This is a genomic window from Acidovorax sp. HDW3 (assembly GCF_011303755.1).
GTDB lineage: Bacteria > Pseudomonadota > Gammaproteobacteria > Burkholderiales > Burkholderiaceae_C > Paenacidovorax.
In genome coordinates, this window is the sequence record NZ_CP049885.1 from 465,485 (window position 1) to 485,056 (window position 19,572).

At 63.3% G+C, this 19,572-nt stretch carries 20 protein-coding genes; 14 read left to right on the plus strand and 6 right to left on the minus strand.

The genetic code is table 11. The features are described from left to right. Window positions 1–23: 23 nt before the first annotated feature. From mutM to mutY, 3 genes are all read left to right on the plus strand, one after another. The gene (gene mutM, locus G7045_RS02085) at window positions 24–839 is read left to right on the plus strand and encodes a bifunctional DNA-formamidopyrimidine glycosylase/DNA-(apurinic or apyrimidinic site) lyase (RefSeq protein WP_166156637.1); all 816 of its coding nucleotides are present in this window, start codon (window positions 24–26) and stop codon (window positions 837–839) included. A gap of 91 nt (window positions 840–930) precedes the next feature. Next, on the plus strand, window positions 931–2,871 hold the full coding sequence (locus G7045_RS02090) for a dynamin family protein (protein WP_166156640.1): 1,941 nt from the start codon (window positions 931–933) through the stop codon (window positions 2,869–2,871). Next, window positions 2,871–3,896 carry an A/G-specific adenine glycosylase gene (gene mutY / locus G7045_RS02095; RefSeq protein WP_166156643.1) on the plus strand — a complete coding sequence of 342 codons (1,026 nt, stop codon included), beginning with the start codon at window positions 2,871–2,873 and terminating at the stop codon, window positions 3,894–3,896. Before G7045_RS02090 ends, mutY begins: the two co-directional genes overlap by 1 nt. A gap of 66 nt (window positions 3,897–3,962) precedes the next feature. Here mutY and rapZ read toward each other — a convergent pair whose 3' ends face one another. From rapZ to G7045_RS02110, 3 genes are read right to left on the minus strand one after another with little or no spacing between them, the layout of a single operon-like run. Further along, entirely contained in the window at window positions 3,963–4,826 is an 864-nt protein-coding gene (gene rapZ, locus G7045_RS02100; RefSeq protein ID WP_166156646.1) for an RNase adapter RapZ, read from the minus strand. After that, window positions 4,816–6,477 (minus strand): DNA repair protein RecN, encoded by a 1,662-nt coding sequence (gene recN, locus G7045_RS02105; RefSeq protein ID WP_166156649.1) that lies wholly within the window; start codon window positions 6,475–6,477, stop codon window positions 4,816–4,818. Before recN ends, rapZ begins: the two co-directional genes overlap by 11 nt. A 2-nt stretch (window positions 6,478–6,479) precedes the next feature. Continuing rightward, complete coding sequence (locus tag G7045_RS02110) at window positions 6,480–7,376, minus strand: NAD kinase (RefSeq protein WP_166156652.1); 897 nt, start codon at window positions 7,374–7,376, stop codon at window positions 6,480–6,482. Between the two features lie 28 nt (window positions 7,377–7,404). Here G7045_RS02110 and hrcA point away from each other — a divergent pair, with 28 nt between their 5' ends. Both hrcA and G7045_RS02120 read left to right on the plus strand, forming a co-directional pair. Continuing rightward, window positions 7,405–8,409, plus strand: coding sequence for a heat-inducible transcriptional repressor HrcA (hrcA, locus tag G7045_RS02115; protein ID WP_166156654.1), 1,005 nt, complete (start codon window positions 7,405–7,407; stop codon window positions 8,407–8,409). A gap of 657 nt (window positions 8,410–9,066) precedes the next feature. Further along, window positions 9,067–10,188 (plus strand): hypothetical protein, encoded by a 1,122-nt coding sequence (locus G7045_RS02120; RefSeq protein ID WP_166156656.1) that lies wholly within the window; start codon window positions 9,067–9,069, stop codon window positions 10,186–10,188. 10 nt (window positions 10,189–10,198) lie between these two features. On the opposite strand, the gene G7045_RS02125 is transcribed toward G7045_RS02120, so the two are convergent. Next, a complete protein-coding gene (locus G7045_RS02125; RefSeq protein WP_240919254.1) occupies window positions 10,199–10,402 on the minus strand; it encodes a helix-turn-helix domain-containing protein in 204 nt (67 codons plus the stop codon). 330 nt (window positions 10,403–10,732) lie between these two features. Between G7045_RS02125 and G7045_RS02130 the strand changes: the two genes are divergently transcribed. Next, a complete protein-coding gene (locus tag G7045_RS02130; protein WP_166156660.1) occupies window positions 10,733–11,491 on the plus strand; it encodes a cysteine peptidase family C39 domain-containing protein in 759 nt (252 codons plus the stop codon). Further along, complete coding sequence (locus G7045_RS02135) at window positions 11,481–12,278, plus strand: hypothetical protein (RefSeq protein ID WP_166156662.1); 798 nt, start codon at window positions 11,481–11,483, stop codon at window positions 12,276–12,278. The genes G7045_RS02130 and G7045_RS02135 overlap by 11 nt, the downstream gene beginning before the upstream one ends. Before the next feature lie 6 nt (window positions 12,279–12,284). On the opposite strand, the gene G7045_RS02140 is transcribed toward G7045_RS02135, so the two are convergent. After that, on the minus strand, window positions 12,285–12,575 hold the full coding sequence (locus G7045_RS02140; RefSeq protein WP_166156664.1) for a helix-turn-helix domain-containing protein: 291 nt from the start codon (window positions 12,573–12,575) through the stop codon (window positions 12,285–12,287). Window positions 12,576–12,682: 107 nt separating this feature from the next. Between G7045_RS02140 and G7045_RS02145 the strand changes: the two genes are divergently transcribed. The 7 genes from G7045_RS02145 to G7045_RS02175 all read left to right on the plus strand — a co-directional run bounded on the left by G7045_RS02145 (window position 12,683) and on the right by G7045_RS02175 (window position 18,733). Further along, window positions 12,683–13,672 carry a lysozyme inhibitor LprI family protein gene (locus G7045_RS02145; RefSeq protein WP_166156666.1) on the plus strand — a complete coding sequence of 330 codons (990 nt, stop codon included), beginning with the start codon at window positions 12,683–12,685 and terminating at the stop codon, window positions 13,670–13,672. Further along, complete coding sequence (locus G7045_RS02150) at window positions 13,669–14,445, plus strand: alpha/beta hydrolase (protein ID WP_166156668.1); 777 nt, start codon at window positions 13,669–13,671, stop codon at window positions 14,443–14,445. Before G7045_RS02145 ends, G7045_RS02150 begins: the two co-directional genes overlap by 4 nt. 211 nt (window positions 14,446–14,656) lie before the next feature. After that, entirely contained in the window at window positions 14,657–15,565 is a 909-nt protein-coding gene (locus G7045_RS02155) for a dipeptidase (protein WP_255492048.1), read from the plus strand. A 278-nt stretch (window positions 15,566–15,843) separates the two neighbouring features. Further along, window positions 15,844–16,194: a hypothetical protein gene (locus G7045_RS02160; protein ID WP_240919255.1), complete on the plus strand. Its 351-nt coding sequence runs from the start codon at window positions 15,844–15,846 to the stop codon at window positions 16,192–16,194. 40 nt (window positions 16,195–16,234) lie between these two features. Then, entirely contained in the window at window positions 16,235–16,549 is a 315-nt protein-coding gene (locus G7045_RS02165) for a hypothetical protein (RefSeq protein ID WP_166156672.1), read from the plus strand. Continuing rightward, window positions 16,542–17,453 (plus strand): site-specific integrase, encoded by a 912-nt coding sequence (locus G7045_RS02170; protein ID WP_166156674.1) that lies wholly within the window; start codon window positions 16,542–16,544, stop codon window positions 17,451–17,453. Before G7045_RS02165 ends, G7045_RS02170 begins: the two co-directional genes overlap by 8 nt. Before the next feature lie 197 nt (window positions 17,454–17,650). After that, window positions 17,651–18,733, plus strand: a complete 1,083-nt coding sequence (locus G7045_RS02175; RefSeq protein ID WP_166156676.1) for a site-specific DNA-methyltransferase — start codon at window positions 17,651–17,653, stop codon at window positions 18,731–18,733. On the opposite strand, the gene G7045_RS02180 is transcribed toward G7045_RS02175, so the two are convergent. After that, window positions 18,734–19,417 carry a restriction endonuclease gene (locus tag G7045_RS02180; RefSeq protein WP_166156678.1) on the minus strand — a complete coding sequence of 228 codons (684 nt, stop codon included), beginning with the start codon at window positions 19,415–19,417 and terminating at the stop codon, window positions 18,734–18,736. Window positions 19,418–19,572: the final 155 nt, after the last annotated feature.

Below are 19,572 nucleotides of genomic sequence, written 5' to 3' on the forward strand. Positions count from 1 at the left end.
CTGTGTTTTGGACTGTCGCTGCCATGCCTGAATTGCCCGAGGTTGAGGTCACCCGCCAAAGTTTTGCGGCGCATATTGCCGGTGCCCACATTACGGCCGTGCGCCTGGGTAAGCCGCTGCGTTGGCCCCTGGGGTGCGCGCCCGAGCAGCTGCTCGGGCAGCAGGTGCTGGGGGTGCGCCGGCGTGGCAAATATCTGTTGTTGGATTTGAGCGGCGGTCTGTTGCTGCTGCACCTGGGCATGTCGGGGCGGTTGCGCTTTGCGCCTGCTTTGCCGCCGCCGGGAGGGCACGATCACTTTGATCTCGACACGGATCAAGGGCTGCTGCGCCTGCACGATCCCCGGCGCTTTGGGGCCGTGGTGTTCACAGCGTCGGAGCAATCGCCCGTGGCGCGCAAGCTGCTGGGGGGCTTGGGGCTCGAACCTTTGAACGCAGACTTTACGATGGCCGCCTTGCAAGCGGGGCTGGCGCGCCACCGGGCGCCCATCAAGCAGGTGCTGCTCGCTGGCAAGGTGGTGGTGGGGGTGGGCAATATCTATGCGTCAGAAGTGCTGTTTTTGGCCGGCATTCGGCCCACGACTGCTGCTGCTGTCCTGGGGCCGGTGCGGGTGCGGCGGCTGCAGCAGGCAATTGGGGCCGTGTTGACGCGGGCTGTGGAGCGTGGGGGCACAACTTTGCGCGACTTTGCCAGCGCTGACGGCAATGCAGGACATTTTCAAACAGAAACAAAAGTGTATGGCCGCGCTGGCCAGCCTTGCGTGCAGTGCGGCGCGCCCATACAAAACCTGGTGCAAGGCCAGCGCAGCAGCTTTTATTGCCCCCGCTGTCAGCGCCCTTGAACGCCGGCCTTTGATAGGCGCGGCGTGACGGCGATGCTATATTTTGTCCAGTTCCAGCCCTTGGCCTGGACATCTACTTTGCGGAACACCAGTGGGACCTTCATTCAACGAGCAATTTGACCAGCATGGCGCCTGGCGGCGGGCCTTTGCGCAGCAGCTCAAGCAGCTGTCGGAATGGTTGTCGGCCAACGATTTGATGGACGCGGCGGTCGAGGAGCGGCTGCAGCGCCTGGAATCCCAGGTGCGCAGCGACAAGGTCATGGTGGCCTTCGTCGCCGAGTTCTCGCGCGGTAAGTCCGAGCTGATCAACGCCCTGTTTTTTGCCGACTATGGCCGGCGCATCATGCCGGCGAGTGCTGGGCGCACCACGATGTGCCCGACCGAGCTCGGTTATGAAGCCGATGTGCCGCCAAGCCTGCGCCTGCTGCCCATCGAAACCCGCCTGCAAGCGCAGGGCCTGGCGGAGTGGCGGCTGCGGCCCGAGCAGTGGTTGCAGATTGCGCTGGACGTCAACAATGCCGATCAGATTGGGCGGGCGCTGGAAAAAGTCTCTGAAGTGCGCCGCGTCAGCCTCGATGAAGCGCGTGCGCTGGGCTTTTGGCATGACGAGTTACCCGAAGAAAACCCGGTGCCAGATGCCGAGGGCCTGGTCGAAGTGCCCATGTGGCGCCATGCCCTCATCAATATGCCGCACCCGCTGCTCAAGCAGGGCCTGGTCATTTTGGACACCCCGGGCCTCAACGCCGTTGGCGCCGAGCCCGAACTCACGGTCAGCCTGATTCCACAGGCCCATGCGGTGCTGTTTATTTTGGCGGCCGATACGGGTGTGACGCGCTCGGATTTGTCGATTTGGCGTGAGCATTTGGTGCCCCCCGGGGGCAGTGCCGAAGCGCGCTGGGTCGTGCTCAACAAAATCGACACCCTGTGGGACAGCCTCAACACCACGGCGCAGGTGCAATTGCAGCTCGAACGCCAGTGCACCACGGTGGCCGATATGCTGGCCATGCCGCGCGCCCGGGTGCTGCCGATTTCGGCACAAAAAGGTTTGGTGGCCAAGGTGACGCACAACGCCTCGTTGCTCAAAACCAGTGGCCTGCCCGAGCTCGAAGATGCGCTGGCGCAGGGCATCATGGGCCAGCGCCAGGCCATCTTGCGCGCAGCCGTGACGACGGGTGTGACGGGGCTGCGCGCCGAAACCGAGCGTGTGCTCAACGTACGCCGGCGCGATTTGGATGAGCAAATGCTGGAGCTGCGCAGCCTGCGTGGCAAAAACGCGTCGGTGATTGATTCCATGCGCGGGCGCATCGAGCTCGAACAGCGCGAATTTGACGCCAGCGCCGCCAAAATCCAGGCCGTGCGCGCTGTGCACCTGAAGCTGCTGCGCGAGCTGTTTCGCCAGCTTGGCGCGCGCTCCCTCAAGCACGAGCTGCAGGCGCTCACCGATGCGCTGCAGCAGCGCGGGCTCAAGCTCGGTGTGCGCAAGATTTATGAAGAATCGTTTGCCCGGCTGCGCGCCATTGTCGATAAGGCGCAGGCTTCGGGCACTGAAATCCACGCCATGCTCGATGGCACGTTCCGCCAGCTCAATGCGGAGTTTGGCTTCTCTTTGCAAGTGCCCGCCGTACCCCGGCTTGACAGTTTTCTGCAGGAAATCTCCCGCATCGAGGCCAACCACCTGCAGTACCTGAGCATGGGCAATGCCCTGCGCCTGTCGCAGCCCGAGTTCACGCAGCGCCTGGTGCGGGCGCTGTCGATGCGCCTGCGCACGGTGTTCGAATCGATTGCCAACGACCTGGAGTTGTGGAGCAAGTCGGCCACGGCGCAGCTCGATGCCCAGCTGCGCGAGCGCAAGCGCAGCTTTGCACGCCGCATCGAGGCGGTTGACCGTATTCAGAGTGCCGCCAATGGCCTGGACGAGCGCATTGGTGAAATCGAGCTGTCCGAGCAAGAGCTGCAGGCGCTGCAAAGCCGCTTGCACAGCTTTACGCAGCAGCTGCTGACCATGCCCGGCAGCCAGGGCGCACCGCACTGATGCTCTGGCCCCGTTTGGACATTGCCACGCCCGTGGTGCGCTGGCAGGTGCAGCATGGGCGCCAGAGCCTGCCGTGGCAGCAAACGCGCGATCCATACCGCGTCTGGCTGTCTGAAATCATGCTGCAGCAGACCCAGGTGGTGACCGTGCTCGACTATTACGGTCGCTTTCTGGCGCGGTTTCCTGATGTGGCGGCGCTTGCCGCTGCACCGCAAGACGAGGTGCTGGCGCTGTGGAGCGGCCTGGGCTACTACAGCCGTGCGCGCAACCTGCACCGCTGCGCGCAGCAGGTGCTGGCGCAGTACGGCGGCGTCTTTCCGGCCACGGCAGCGCAGCTGGCCGAGCTGCCCGGCATTGGGCGCTCGACGGCGGGGGCGATTGCGGCGTTTTGCTTTTCTGAACGGGTGCCCATCCTCGATGCCAACGTGCGGCGTGTGCTCACCCGCGTGCTGGGCTTTGATGCCGATCTGGCCCAGGCGCGCAACGAGCGCCAGCTATGGGAGCAGGCCCAGGCGTTGCTGCCAACCGATGATGTGGCCCAGGCCATGCCGCGCTACACCCAGGGCTTGATGGATTTGGGTGCGATGGTGTGCCTGCCGCGCCAGCCGCACTGCAATGCCTGCCCACTGCAGGCGCAATGCGCCGCCCTGCGTGCGGGCACGCCCGAGCGTTTTCCCGTGCGCACGCGCCGGCTGCAGCGCCGGGCCCAGTCCTGGTGGCTGCTGCTGGCGCGCAACGCCGAGGGCGAGTTCTGGTTGCAGCGCCGACCATCAACAGGGATTTGGGCCAGCCTGTACTGCCCGCCTGTGTTCGAGGATGAAGCTGACATGGCGCCCTGGGTGGACGCCCGGGCCCAGCACCTGCCTGCCTTTGTGCACGTACTCACGCACCGCGATCTGCACCTGCACCCAGTGCTGGTGGCTGGCATCCAGCCGCCGGGCGAGGGGCGCTGGTGCAGCGCCGCGCAGTGGGCCGCCCTGGGGTTGCCTGCACCGGTGCGCAAGCTGCTCGATGCCTGGAATTAATTGCTATCAAAATAATAGCTACTCGCGCTTGCCTGGTAAGCGCTAGGGGCTAAAAACACTTGTTTTTTACCGCCCATCGAGCTCACGGTGGCGGCACAGCGTCGTCCATTGGGCGGCGAACTGCGCCGTCAGTTGCTCGGCCAGGTAAACCGAGCGGTGCTGACCGCCGGTGCAGCCGATGGCAACGGTGACGTAGCTGCGGTGGTTGAGCACCAGGGCTGGCAGCCAGCGCTGCAGAAAGGTGGCCACGTCGTGCTGCATCTGCAGCACCTCGGGTTGCAGGCGTAAAAAATCGGCCACGGGCGCATCTTGCCCGGTGAGCTCGCGCAGGTCGGGTTCGTAATGCGGGTTGGGCAGCATACGCACGTCAAACACGTAGTCGGCATCCATGGGAATGCCGCGCTTGAAGGCAAAAGACTGGAACACCAGGGTGAGCTGGTCTTCGGGCGTGGCCAGCAGTTGCTTGATGGTGCTTTGCAGCTGCGAGGGGCGCAGCACGCTGGTGTCGATCACATGCGCTTGCTCGCGCAGCCCGGCGAGCAGCTCGCGCTCGTGTTCGATGGTTTGCACCAGCGCCTGCCGCCCGACGGGGCCGGCGCTTTGGTCGAGTGGGTGGCGGCGGCGCGTTTCGGAAAAACGCCGCACCAGGGTGCCGGTGGAGGCATCGAGAAACAGCGGCCGCACCACAATGCCCTGCGCCCGCAGCTGCGCCAGCTGCGCCGGCAGTTGCGGCAGGCCGGTGGCGCTGCGCGCATCCATGGCAACCGCAATGCGCCCGCCGTGTTGCGGGTGCTCCAGGGCGACGAAGGCGGCGAGCAAATCGGGCGGCAGATTGTCGATGCAGTAGTAGCCCGCGTCTTCGAGCGCATGGAGGGCGACGGATTTCCCTGAGCCGGACAGGCCGGTGAGCAAGACGAGTTCAAGTGGCATGGCCGAGCTCCGTGGTCAACATTTCCTGGGCGTGCGCCAAGGTGGCGTCCGAGAGCTGGGCGCCGCCCAACATGCGCGCAATTTCATGCACCCGCGCCTGCGCTGCCACGGCGGTGACGCGGCTGCGCGTTCCCGCCTTGCCCTGCTGTTTGGCTACGACCAGGTGCTGGTCGGCGCAGGCCGCAACCTGGGGCAGGTGGGTGACGGCGAGCACCTGGCGGTCACGCCCCAGGCGCTGCATGAGCCGGCCCACGGTGTGCGCCACGGCGCCGCCGACGCCGGCATCGACCTCGTCAAAAATCAAGGTGCCGGCCTCGCCCAAAGCGCTGGTGGTGACGGCAATGGCGAGCGCAATGCGCGAGAGTTCCCCGCCCGAGGCAACCTTGGCGATGGGCCGGGGGCTGGCGCCGGGGTGGCCGGCGACGAGGAATTCCACCGCATCGAGCCCCTGCAGGCCGGGGGTGGCGGCAGGCGCGAGCTGCACCTGGAATTGCCCCCCAGCCATCCCCAAGCCTTGCATGGCCTCGGTGATGGCGCGTGATAAACGAGGCGCAGCTTGCGTGCGTTGCTTCGATAGTTGTAGTGCCGCCGTCTGGTAAGCCTGGGCGCAGGCTTGCTCCGTGGCCTGCAGCTGCGCCAGGTCGGCAGCAGCGTCGAGCTGCGCCAGCTCCTGGCGCCAGCTGGCGAGCAGCGCCGGCAGGTCTTGCGGCTGGCGTTTGTAGCGCCGCGCCAGCGCCAACCACTGCGCCAGCCGGGCGTCGAGCGTGGCCAGGCGCTGTGGATCGAGTTCGGTGCGGCGCAGATAAGCGTGCAGCGAGTGGCAGGTATCGTCGAGCTGCGCCAGGCTGGCAGCCAGCACCTCGGCCATGGCGGTCAGGGCCGGGTCGAGGTGCGCCTGCTGCGCCAGTTGGTGCTGGGCCCGGCTCAGTGGGCTGTGCGCGCCGCTGTCCTCGTGTTCGAGCAGCGCCAGGGCGCTGCTGGCGGTGTCGAGCAGGGATTGGGCGTGCGTCAGGCGGTTGTGCTCGGTGTTGAGCGTTTCCCATTCCTGCGCGCTGGGGCTGAGTTTGTCGAGCTCGCCAATTTGCCACTGCAGGCGTTCGCGCTCGCGCAGCAGGCTCTCTTGCTGCTGCTGCGCTTGCTGCTGCGCCTGCTGCGCTGCGCGCCAGGCCGTCCACAGGGGGGCCAGGGGCGCGCTGGACAGGCCGGCGTAGGCATCGAGCAGGTCGCGCACGGCGTCGGGTCGCGTCAGGCTTTGCCAGGCGTGCTGGCCATGGATGTCGAGCAGCTGCTCGCCCAGGTGGCGCAGCTGGGTAGCGGTGGCGGGGCTGCCGTTGATCCAGGCGCGGCTTTTGCCTTGCAGGTCGATGACGCGGCGCAGCAGCAGGGCCGGGCCGGCTTCAAAACCGCCATCGTCCAGCCAGGCGATGAGGGTTGGGGGAACGTCGAATTCAGCGCAAATATCGGCCTGGCGTGCGCCCTCGCGCACCACGGCGGTGTCGGCGCGCGCGCCCAGCGCCAGTTGCAGGGCGTCGATCAGAATGGATTTGCCTGCGCCGGTTTCGCCTGTGAGGGCGGTAAAGCCCGATTGCAGCTCGATGTCGAGCGTCGGCACGATGACGAAATCGCGCAGGGCAATGCGCCGCAGAGCCATGGTCAGGAGCCTCCTTCGTTCCAACGCAGTTTTTTACGCAAGGTGGCAAAGTAGTTCCAGCCCTGCGGGTGCAGAAACCGCACGCAATGCGCCGAGCGGCGCACCAAAATCCGGTCGCCGTGCAGCAGCGAGGTGAGCGACTGCATGTCGAAATTGGCGCTGATGTCGCGCCCGCCGACGAGTTCGATGGCGATTTCGGTGCTGTCGGGCAGCACGATGGGGCGGTTGGAGAGGGTGTGCGGCGCAATCGGCACCAGCACCCAGCCGCCCACCGACGGGTGCAGCATGGGCCCGCCAGCAGAGAGCGCGTAGGCCGTCGAGCCGGTGGGCGAGGAGACGATCAGGCCGTCGGCGCGCTGGTTGGCAACGAAGTGGCCATCGACCTCCACGCGCAGCTCCACCATCGCCGCCGTTGCGCCGCGTGCGACCACGACGTCGTTCATCGCCAGCGCCTCGAACACGCATTCGCCGTCGCGCAGTACCTGCGCCTGCATCAGCGGGCGGGTGTCTTCTTCGTACTGCCCGCGCAGCATGGGGGTGAGGGTGCTTTGGTAGTCACCCAGTGGAATGTCGGTGACAAAGCCCAGGCGCCCCTGGTTGATGCCGATCAGCGGCGTGCCGTAACGCGCCAGGCGCCGGCCAATACCGAGCATGGTGCCGTCGCCGCCGACGACCAGCCCCAGATCGCATTGCGCGCCGATGGCGTCGGCATTCAGGGCGTTGTAGTGCGTCAGGCCCGTGTTGGCGGCAGTTTCGGCCTCCAGCGACACTTCGCAGCCCTGGCGCTCCAGGAACTGGGCAATGTCCTGGATGATCTCGCGCGAGCTGCAGACCGTGGTGCCAGACACTGCGTTTTGGTACTTGCCAATCAGGGCCACGTGGTGGAAGCGGGACGTCATGCTGAAATTACATCATTAAAATCAAAGGATGCTCGATGATCGCGCCAAGTTGTTGCTCAAAGCGCTTGTAGAACGTTACATCGCCGATGGGCAACCCGTCGGCTCGCGCACTCTTTCCAAAGCCTCGGGGCTTGAACTCTCGCCCGCCACCATCCGCAACGTGATGGCCGACCTGGAGGAACTGGGCCTGATCGCCAGCCCCCACACCTCCGCCGGCCGCATTCCCACGGCGCGCGGCTACCGCCTGTTTGTGGACACCATGCTGACCGTGCAGCGCCACCAACTGGCCCCGCCCGAACTGGTGGCCGAGCAGCCGCAGAAGGTGATTGCCAATGCCGCCAGCCTGCTGTCGAATCTGTCGCAATTCGTGGGTGTGGTGATGGCGCCCCGGCGTACTTCGGTGTTCCGGCAGATCGAATTTTTGCGCCTGTCCGAGCGCCGCTTGCTGGTCATCATCGTCTCGCCTGAGGGCGATGTGCAAAACCGCGTCATCTTCACCGATGTCGATTACACCCCGACGCAGCTGGTGGAGGCGGCCAATTTTCTCAACACACATTACGCTGGCTTGGCCATGGAGCAGGTGCGCGAGCGCCTCAAAACCGAGGTCGAACGCCTGCGCGGCGAGGTCGCCACCTTGATGCAGGCCGCCGTCAACGTCAGCTCCGAAGCCCTGTCGCAGGCGCAAGATAAGGTTGTCATCGCCGGTGAGCGCAATCTGCTGGCGGTGAGTGATTTTTCGGGCGACATGCACAACCTGCGCCGTGCGTTTGATCTGTTCGAGCAAAAAACGCAAATCCTGCGCCTGCTCGACATCTCCAGCCAGGCCGAGGGCGTGCGCATCTTCATCGGTGGCGAGAGCCAGGTCGTGCCGTTCGAGGACTTGTCGGTGGTGAGTGCGCCCTATGAGGTCGATGGCCAGATCGTCGGCACCCTGGGCGTCATCGGCCCAACGCGCATGGCATACGATCGCATGATCGAAATCGTGGACATCACCTCCAAGCTCGTTACCAACGCCTTGAGCCATCGCCGCTGAAGGTGGCCTCAAGCCCTACAATAGCCGGCTTTGGTGCCCGCAAGGGTGAGGGGCGTTAGCTCAGTTGGTTAGAGCAGAGGACTCATAATCAATCCAGCAACGACGTTAACGCTGATGATTCGTGGATTGAGTGGCGTGCTTCCAACGTTGTGTGGCAAGCGTTCGCAGCGAAGTGACCACTTCTTGTGATTGCTACCGAAAGGTGGTGCGCCAGGGTACTTGCTACGATCTTGCTACTGGAGATAAAAGAGGCTTGGTTGGCGTGCGGAGGACGCATGCCGAGCAGGCACAATGATGGTTTTGGTATGAATGGGCCGTTAGCTCAGTTGGTTAGAGCAGAGGACTCATCAAAAATGGTGACCATGGGGCGAGAGCCCCATTGGAAAACCGGGTGAATTCAAGGAACCCTACAGCGCAAGCCATGGCAACCTTGAGCCAAGCCCGCCGAAAGGCAGGTCGCAAGACCGGTAGGCGGGAAGGTGCAGAGACTAGGACGTGAGGAGCCCATCCGATAAGCGTCCCGTGAGCGCCCGGCGCCCCAACAGTTCGGCTGTGGGCGGTGAGATAGTCCAAGGAGTGGGGAAACCCACGCAAACTTGAATCCTTTGGTCGCTGGTTCGAGCCCAGCACGGCCTACCATTCATCCACCATCGGCGCATGGCGACGCCAATTCCCTTGTCCACGGTGCTGAGCTTTGAGGCGCAACCCGACCTCTACGAGCCCGTCGCCGACTGGACGGACGCCACGCATTACGCGCCCATCAAGCCACTCGACGACTACACCCCGCAAGATCACGCGCGGTTAGCGTGGGAGATCCTGCGCCGCATGCCGCTGTACCGCCTGCACCTGAAGGAACTCCAGGCGCTGGGCATCCCACACCATTTCCTGTATGGCCGCCACAGCTACCTGACGGGCCGGCACCTGGGCCAAGTCCAGGACTGGGAGCGCATCTCCGTTTTGGGTCATGTGTGCAACCCGCCTGCCTCCCCGCGCCAGCGCACGCTCAAGGCCTATGTCTACGACAAGCCCGAAGGCGGCTGGCACGTCGTCAACCGCAATATGTGGGTGCGTGAGTACTGGGGGCTGGAAAAGCTGCCAGCCTGGCGCAAGGCTTGGGATGCGCGGTGGAGCGCCGCCAGCTTGTTCACGTCCCCCGCGCAGCGCGTGGCGCAAGGCGTGACGCGTTCAGCCGGGCGCAAAAGCCATCCGGTGGTGAATGTTGGGGCCAATGAGGTGCTGCTCGCGTTCAGGCTGGATGTGCCGGTGGAGCCCCAGTTGAGGGCGGCCAAGCAGGTATTGGAGGAGTGCAGGAGGCAGGCCATCGCTGTCGCTCCTGCTTCTTCGATCCCTGTCAGCGGAACCAAAGGGGCGTGGCGGCCGCTGCGCGATCCGCTGACGATGGAGTCGCTGGGATGCACGGCGGGCGTGTTGCTCAAGCAATTGGAACTGCATCCGCTGTGGCTGCGCGTGTGGGATGCGTGGCAAGTGGCGCGCCAGGAGCAAGGGACGGCGCACCCACGTCTTGCACGGGCAGAGATCATCGGGCGGTTCCGCAGCGACTACGCGGCCATCCTGCAAGGTGCCGCTGGCAAGACCTTGGTGGACACGCTGGCCACCAAGCACCAGCGGCGGACCAAGGCCGTGACGCTGTGGGATGCACTGGAGCAGGCGCTCAGGCCTGCCATGGTGCCCAAGTGGCAGGCACGCGGCGAGAAATACATCGAGCGCAGCGCCGAGGCGTATCGGCAGGTGGCGGCGCTGTCGTTCGCCTCCGGTTGAGGGTGGTGGTTCAGCGCATCGGCACCAGGTGCGATTCGATGAAGTGCTCCAAGTCCTGGCGGCGGTAGCGCACCAGACGCCCGTACTTCACGTAGGGCAGGTCGTAACGCTTGGTGCAGCGCCAGACGGCCAGCGTCTTTGGATTCGTCAGGCCCAGGTACGCGGCGGCTTCGGCCTCGTCCAGTAGTTCCTTGTGTGCTCGGGCGGGTGTCATGGGGGCTCCGTTGTTTTTCATGAACCGGACTGTAGGCAGCGAACCTCTCAAAGCACTCTTTTTGTGAAATTTCAAAAAGAGCGAATCTGCGGTTTCTTCGCCTGTTGTCTGGCGAAGTTATTCAGTGGTTGCCAGGCCCGTTGAGCGCCTGATACGCTGCCATGGCGCGGCTTGCTGGGTGGCATCGACACCATGTGCAGCCGCCGCGTTTCACTGCGGCTTCGCCGCTTCCCCACCCCCACACTTCTTTCCCCGACGCCACTGCAGTGGTGCGCTGCCGCATGCGCTATCGGGCGGGGGAGGAGGTATTGCACTTGGAGAACCATCGTCATGTCCATCAAACTCATCACCCAAGAAACTCTCACGGATTGCGGCCTGGCCTGCGTTGCCATGGTGGCGGGCCGCAGCCTGGAGGCCGTGCGCAAGGTAGCCGTCAAGGAGCTGGGTTACCCGAAGGATGGCCCCTACACCACTACGCACGAAAACTTGTTCAAGCTGCTCAAGCACTTCGGCATCGGGCATGGCAAGAAGGCGCCGTTCAAGACGCTTGCGGCCATGCCGTCGCTGGCGATCATGGAGACGCGCAAGATGCCCAGCACCGGCAACTCACACCTCGTCGTGTTCGAGCGTACGGAGGATGGCGATGCCCGCGTGCTTGATCCTGGTTGGTGGCTCAAGCAGCAGGTCAGAAGGGATTGGAACCGCATCAAACTCGATACCTTTGTACCCATTTACCTCGCCGACGAGCCGGAGGCCAAAAAGGCTGCGGGGAAGAAGCCGGTCGGCAAGAAAGTGACTGCGGCCGTTGAATTGCAGGTGGATGCGCAGGCCGATGACAGGCCTGCAGCCGAAGAGCCCATGCCGACGAAGCCGGTGCGCGGGAGCAAGAAGCCCAAGGCCAAGAAGGCGGCTCAAGAAAAGAGTGCCGCGGTGGGTAGCAAACGGTTGGCGGTCGATAGCGCGCAGGATGGCGCTCACCTTCAGCCAGCAGCCGTCGCGCAGGCTTCTGACGATGCGGTGGCACAGAACGGACCACCGGTTGCCGATGGCATGGTGGCGAGCGCGCAGGAGTGGGGCGATGCTGTTTGAGGCACTCTTGCGCCCAACCTTGCGTCGCATCGATCTGATTGAACCGTGGCCGATGCCCGACCACTCTTCGGGCAAGGTTGGACGCAGCCTGCTGGCCGGCGGCATGGTTCTGCACTTTGACAGCTTGGCGCTGGTCTGCACTTCCCCGCTGCGCTATCGGCGGGGCCAGAACGGAGCGCGCATTGGCGATGTGGACCTGGGTTACCGGCTCACGTCGGTGGCTCGGGAAGATGCAGACCTGTGTTTCCCATCGTGCGTCGCACGCACAACCATCGCGCCTGCAGACTGGTTCGCCGGGTTAGGGAGCGTGCCGCCGTTGTTGCTGCTGGTGATCTTGGAAGAGTGCGCAGGGGCCTGGGTGTTGACTTGGCGCTTTGTGAACGATGCTCTTCTCCAGTTGGGGTACCGCCCCGATCTCGATGGCTGCATCGAGCTTGCGCCGGTCGGGCATCGTTTCACGCTGGGTCGCATCGCCGTCAATAGTCCTGCCGATGCCTTCGGTTGGCTGCACCCGGCCAGTGCGTACCCGTTTGCATTGGATGGCTACTGCTGGCGTAGTGCCCATCCCCGTGATTGGCCGTGGCCTTTGCGCAAGGCGTTGCAAAGTCAGTCGGCTGGCGTGCGCTATCGAGAGGTTATGCGGCGTGCATTGCTGGCGCGCTTTCAGCAACACGACAACCTTCGGCGAAGGTTGCGCATGCTGTGCTATGCGGTGAACGTGGCGGATGTGCCGGCTGGGTTGATCGAAGAGCTGGCGTGGCAGCTGCGGCAAAAAAGCGAGGCGTGAGCGCCCTCAACGCTTGCCCTTGCGTGCCGGCAAATCCTGAAGCAGTTCGTCCGTCGCCAAGCCCAGCCCCTGGGCGAGCCGCCAGATGTTGTACAGGCTCAGGTTGCGTTCGCCGCGCTCCACGGCGCCCACATAGTTCGCATGCAGGTCGGCCCGCTCAGCCAGCATCTCCAGCGTCAACTGCTTCTCCACTCGAAATTCCCTCAGCCGCTTTCCGAAGGCCGCCTGCACCCGGTCGCGTTCCTGCGCGAAGCGTGCTTCGAGCGGTTGCGGCTTGTTGACGAGTACCCGGGTCATGCCGGGCAGTCTGTTTTTTCACCTCCTATCAGTCCACAAACTATCCGTTTGTTTCTGGCAAACTAATAAACCAACCAAAACGGATAGTGTTTTTTGAAAGCATCCAGATGACGACCACCTATTTCTATCCTGTCGCCGTTCTTCGCAGGGCTGAACGCAAATACCTCGGTCTGCAGATTGCCGTGCTGGCGACTACCTTGGCACTGGCTGGGTGTTCGTCCCAGCCGGAGACGGCCGATATTCAAAAGGATTTGGCGGAGGCCTATGCCTGTCCCATCCTCGATCTGTCAGATGTGAAGAAAGTGGATGGCGCTGCCAATGGCAAGTTCTACGACGTAGCATTCACCCACACGATGAGCATCAAGGGTGGCGCAGACACTGCGGCAAAGCTGTTCGCCGAGTGGTCGCATCTGGCGGGCCAGCAACTACCCGCCAAGATGGCGTTGGAGCAGGCCCAGGCCACAGGGAATGTCGCAGCCATCACACAGGCCGAACAAAGGCTCAATGCCATGGATGCCCGGCTGGTTCAGATCATGCCTTGTGAGACACTGGAGGCTGTGACTCGCTTGCAGATCATGCGCGCCAAGGCCGATGAAACCATCAAGACGGGGCAGGACACCACCTCCGTGCCGATTTCCGTCAAAGTCCGCGGCCAGGGTCGCATGGCAAAGGCTGAAAGCGGTTGGCACTTTGCAGGCATGCCCGCGTTCAGCACCGCAGAGATCGTGACGGCCCCGGCGACATACCCGCGCTTTGCCGCCCCATCAACGCCCATCGCTGCAGCGGATACGGTTCCCACGGAGGCTGCAGGCAGTGGCAGCGTAACGCCAAGCGCAGAGGCCATTGCACCCGCCGGCCCCAGCTTCGATTGCACCAAGGCATCCACGGTCGTCGAAAAGATGATCTGCACCAGTCCAGCATTGGCGGCTGCAGATGCCCAAACGGTGGCTGCCTACAAGGCGAAGCTGTCCGCGTCCAGCGATCCCGAAGGGATCAAGCAGCATCAGGCCACTTGGCGGCGCACCGTGCGCGATGCTTGCACCACGCCGGAATGCGTGACTACGGCGTACCAACAACGGCTGATGGAACTGAAATGATCTGCTGGTACAGAACCTTTGCCGGGCTGGCGTTGCTTGCAGCGGCCATGACGGCGCATGCGGAAGGTGCCTTGCTCAAAGTGCCCACTCGTGAGGGCGTCACCGCAACGCTGTTCTGGGAAGCCGTGCCCGACGCCAAGGCCACGGTGTTCATGTTTCCTGGTGGTGGTGGTGGCTTCGGCAAGGTCGAGGATGGCAAGGCCACCGGCGGCAACTTCCTGGTGCGCTCGGCACCGTACTTCCTGGCCAATGGTTTCAACGTTGCGATCTTTGGCCGCCCCAACGACATGGAGCTGGGCTGGACGGAGCGCACCGAGTCCGCACACATGACCGATGTGGCCAAGGTGCTGAACTTCGTCAAGCAGAAAAGCGACCTGCCCGTCTGGATCGTGGGCACCAGCCGGGGCACAGTGTCTGCCACCGCCATGGCGATCAACGTCCGTGATCCGGCCATCGCCGGGTTGGTGCTGACCTCTAGCGTGGTTCGCTATGCCACGCCCGGAGCCGTACCGCGCCAAGACCTCAAGGCCATCACCGTGCCGGTGCTGGTCTATCACCATGCCAAAGACGGCTGCAAGCACTGCCAGGCCAGCGAAGCGCCTTTTATTATCAAGGGGTTGACCAACGCGCCCATCAAGAAGCTGATGGTGGTCGATGGCGGGGCCAACCCAACGGGGGATGTGTGCGCAGGCCAGCACTGGCATGGCTTTATCGGCATGGAGCGCAATGCCATTGACCAGATTGCGGCCTGGATCAAAGCACCCTCGAACTGAAGCCTCACCCTCTCAGGAGACGTCCTTGTCCTTTGTTTATCCCCAGACACGCCGCCAAGCCCTGGCGCAAGTCGCCGCGCTTCTGGCAGGTGCATGTGCATCCACCGCAGGCAGCCAGCCCACCAAGCCCCAGCTCGTTCCCTTGGCTGACATGCACACCCACTTGGGCCGCAAGACCCGGGCGAACCTGCCGCTGGACCTCGCAGAGGAAATGAGGGCCAACAATGTGCTTCTCGCTGCTTGGGCGTATTCCACAGACCGGGCCTACATCGAGTCCCGCCCCGACGGCACGCACCAGAAGGCCGAGCCCGACCCTACCAAGATCTGGGCCGCCATGCGCAACGAACTGCGAACGAGCACGCAATACGCCAAGTCCGCCGGCCTGGGTGTGGTGCTGACGGCCAAGGACGTGGACCGCGCGGTCAATGGCCTGCCCAGCGTGGTGATCGCGGCCGAAGGCACGGACTTCATGCAGGGCCGTATGGGCTTGCTGGATGAGGTTTATGACGGTGGCCTGCGCCACCTGCAACTGGTGCACTACACCCTGAACGTCGTGGGTGACATCCAGACCGAGGCTCCCCGTCACGGCGGTTTGAGCGACTTTGGCCGTGAAGTGGTGCGCAAGGCGCAGGCCAAGGGCATGTTGGTGGACTTGGCCCACAGCACTGAGACGGCCGTCGGCCAAGCCCTGGAGGTGGCCACAAAACCCATGGTTTGGTCACATGGCTGGGTGGATCAGGTGCCTGGTGCCTACGACGACAAGGTGGGCTGGTTACGCCGCCGCCTGTCCCTGGCCACCGCCCGCAAGATTGCCGAAGCGGGTGGCGTGGTCGGTATTTGGGGCCTGGGCTTGAAGAAAACCACGCGGCAATGGCCCGTGGGGCGTGATGATCCCGAGGGCTATGCCAAGGTGATACGGTCGCTGGTCGATCAACTCGGGGCCGACCATGTCGCCATTGGAACGGACCTCTCGGGCATGGGCGAAAGCGCGTCAGTAAACAGCTATGCCGACGTGCGCCGGGTGGTGCAAGCCTTGCAACGCAGTGGCCTTGATGAAGCATCAGTCGCCAAGGTGAGCTACCAGAACTATGCGCGCGTCCTGCGCGCATCCCTGGCCTGACCCGGTGCAAGCCAGTCGTCCATGCTGGGGGCTGCGAAGTTATCGCGCGCTTGAACCAGCCACCAGGGCACAAACATAATCGCCACCGTCGCAGCCATTCGGCTGCGCGGCGCTGACGGAACCCTCTTTGTTCCGTCACATCCCCTCCGGCGTGCCGCGAGCACGTCACTTCTTCCCCCTTCCTTCCATCTGAGCCGATTCGGGCATGCATTCCTGCGTGCTTGAGCGGTAGCGGCTGCGCGCGCCGGAGTTTTTCCCTTTCTCGCGGAGAACTCCAGATGCACGACTATCCCCTTACGTACAAACACCTCAAGGACATTGAGCTGCGCCGCCTCGTCGGCAAACCCTTGTTCGGCCTGGGCCGCCTGGTCGCCACGCCGAGGGCTTTGGAACTGCTCACCACGGCGCAATGCCGTCCGATGCGCTTGCTTCAGCGGCACCAATGCGGCGACTGGGGTGAGCTTTGCCCCGCCGACAAAGCAGCCAATGACCAAGCCCTGCTGAACGGAGGCCGGGTGCTGTCGCTCTACCGCGTGGATGACATCCGGCTCTATGTCATCACCGAAGCGGTGAACGATGCCACCGGCCAGCGGGACAGCACCTGCATCCTGCTGCCCTCGGAGTACTGACATGCGAGCACCCGAAACCCCAAGGCCCAGCCGTAGCCTGATGGCGCTTCTGCCCCAGCTGGTAGTCAATGACCAGGGACAACCCGATTTCGATGCCAGCGATGCCACCGTTCTGTTGAGCATTGCTGAAGCCGCCGAACTGCTCCAGCGCGTATTGCAATTGGGCATCTCTGCCATCGGGCAGTTGCTGGCCCATGCCTCGGTGCAGGTGGAAACCGGCGAACTGGCCCAGGACACGGTCGAAGCCCTGGGATGGCTGCTCGCCGAACTCGGGGATGCGGCCGCAGCTTGCGTTGAGCTGGCGGCACCCTGTCGGCGTGCGACGGAGGACTTTACCGGAGCGCGCCATGGCTGAACGCGCAGCACCCTCTGCCCAGGTCAACCGCTACACCCAGGCGGCACTGGCCGACAACACGCACCGCAGCTACAAGGCCGATCTGGCGCATTTTCGTGCCCATGGGGGTGCCATCCCAACGACTGCGGTGCAACTGGCCGAATACCTCGCCACCTTCGCGGCCACTTTGGCTGTGGCCACCTTGCGGCACAGGCTGATTGCCATCCACCGGGCGCACCTGGAAGCTGGGTATCCATCGCCCGCCATGGACTCCCTGGTCAAGCGTACAATGCAGGGCATCCGGCGAACGAAGGGCACGGCTCAGCGGCGCGTCCGTGCGCTGGTCAAGGATGACATCATCGAACTGGTGCTGACGGCGGAAAAGCAGAAACCGATGAAGGCGGCGAGGGATGCGGTGCTGATCCTGGTGGGCTTCGCGGGGGCGTTTCGGCGATCCGAGCTGGTGAGCATTCGCCGGGAGGACATCACTGCTTTCGACCACGGCATCGAGATTCATATTCGACGCACGAAGACCCAGCAGGAGAAGGGACACACGGTATTCATCCCCTGCGCCAAGTCCTCGCGCTGCCCGGTCAAGGCGTTGGAGCAGTGGCTAAAACTCAGCGGGATCGAGCAGGGGCCGGTGTTCCGGCCGATCAACCGGCATGACCAGATTACCAGCGGCAAGGAACTGACGCCGCAGTCGGTGGCCCTGGTGCTCAAGGGGGTGACGAGCCATGCCAAGAGCGCGGAGGCTGCGAAGTCGGTGGCGGGGCATAGCTTGCGAGCAGGCTACTGCACGGAAGCGGCCAGCGTGGGCGTTGCCACGCACGTCATTATGGAACAGACGGGGCACCGCTCCAGTGCAACGCTGGCAAAGTACATCAGGCCACTGTCAAGGCGGAAGACGCCCTCGCTGCTTTGAACGCCATTCTGACGGTGCAGTGGGATGCCCAACAGGGCGCTTGGTTGGGCGCCCCGTCCACCCCGACATCCTCCATCTAGACGCGCTGGTCACAGGCGAAAAAATGGGAAGCGAAATGCACCAAATCAGGTGGCGATCTTCGCCGACACCGTGCGGAAAGCCGCGCTCAGTATGATTTACGCGCTGATACCTAAGCCATGAAAAAAAAGTTCTCATTCCTTGATCGTATTCACCTCGGCGACTGCCGAGATGCGCTTGCTTCTGTCCCCGATGAGTCTGTCGATCTCGTCGTATCCTCACCGCCGTACAACATTGGCAAGGAGTACGAGGTCAAGAAGGCGCTGAAGCCGTACCTCGACGAGCAGACCGAAGTGCTCCGCGAGTGCTATCGCGTCCTCAAGCCAACGGGGTCGATCTTCTGGCAGGTTGGTTCCTACACGCACAATGGCATTCTTGTGCCGCTGGACGTCAAGTTCTTCCCGATCCTTGAGGAACTTGGCATGCAGCCTCGCAACCGGATCGTTTGGGTGCGACAGCATGGCTTGCACGCCACCAAGAAGTTCTCCGGTCGCCACGAAACCATCCTTTGGTTCACGAAGAGCGACGACTACAAGTTCGACTTGGACGCCGTGCGCGTCCCTCAAAAGTGGCAGAACAAGAAGTCGTTCAGGGGTGACAACAAGGGTGAGCTAACCTGCAACCCTGACGGCAAAAACCCGGGCGACGTGTGGGTGTTCCAGAACATCAAGCACAACCACGAGGAGCAGACGATCCACCCCGCTCAATTCCCCGAGGGATTGATCGCGCGCATCATGCTCGCAACTGTGCCGGAAGGCGGCGTCGCCCTAGACCCCTACATGGGGACTGGCACAGTGGCAGTCGTCGCACGCGACCATGGCCGCCACTTCGTTGGCGCAGAGCTTGATCCCGACTATCACCGCGTAGCGATGCGTCGCTTGAGCGGTGAACCGGACGAAAACAACACATTCCCGAACTTGAAAACGCTGCGCGAGTACGTGCGCCGCACGGGCAAGCCCATCCAGAACTACAGATTCGACAAGCAGATCGGGAAGGTCGCGTCGGACGGAGACAGCGCGAAGATTTATCCCGAGGAGTATCACGCCGAGCAACTCGTCGAGCGCCTGCAGCACGAGGCGGATGCGTTCGAGGCGAAGATTCATGGGCGCGAAGTCCCGGTCGCTAAGGATCTGAACGGTAAGTCGACCAAGAAGCTCCGGGAGGTATTGCCGCCTCCCGGTATGCCGCTCTTCGAGGACTGATCAGACGGGATTGGATTGCGGTCCAGCCGTTTGCGTGATCTTGAACTTGTCGCTGCGCTCGGAGCGCCGCACGTCGAACGACGTCAGCTGGTTCGATGCCACGGTGCGGGAGTAGCGGGCCGACGAGTATTGCGTCCACATCGCGGTCTGTTGGCCGGGGTCGCCCATCAGGCCCACCAAGCGCATTGGCGCGGTGAAGATGCCGGCATGGATCGTGTTCATCTGGGCCACAGCCTGCTCGTAGTACAGGGTACTGTTCGACGCGGGCCAGCAACCGCTCTTCGCGATGATGATGATCAACCCCGTAGGACGGTCATGGAACACGGTGCCGTTGCGGAAGAAGGTCTCCGAGCGAACCGCGTTGTTGAAGAAGAACGGATAGTTTGAGAACTGAACTTCCGCAAGTACCCCGTTCTTCGCGAAGTCGATTCCAACACCAAGGACCCCGAGGTCGTTGGGAATCGGGGTACCTGATCGCCAGCCTCTTGCGACGAGAGCCTGCTGGATGGCGGCGTTGGTTCCAACGACGTCGAAGATAGCGTTGCCCTGAAGGCCATCTTGATCAGAAGCCTTCAGATGAAGCGGCATGGCTTCTAGCGATTCTTGAAGCTCGCGCCACTCGTTGCCGAAGGAGCTGTTGATGACAACATCCGCCCCGTTATAGTCCCTGAATTCAATACGCATGGCTCCCCGCCGTTTGTTTTTGGGGGAAAGATGGTATCAAGGAATTCCGGCTGACCGTGAGCGTGAAGACTGCCAACATTCGCACTAACGATTGGTAGCAGTTGTCGATAGTTGGCTTGCAGCCGCTGAATACCGGAAGTTTCGACCAGTGATTG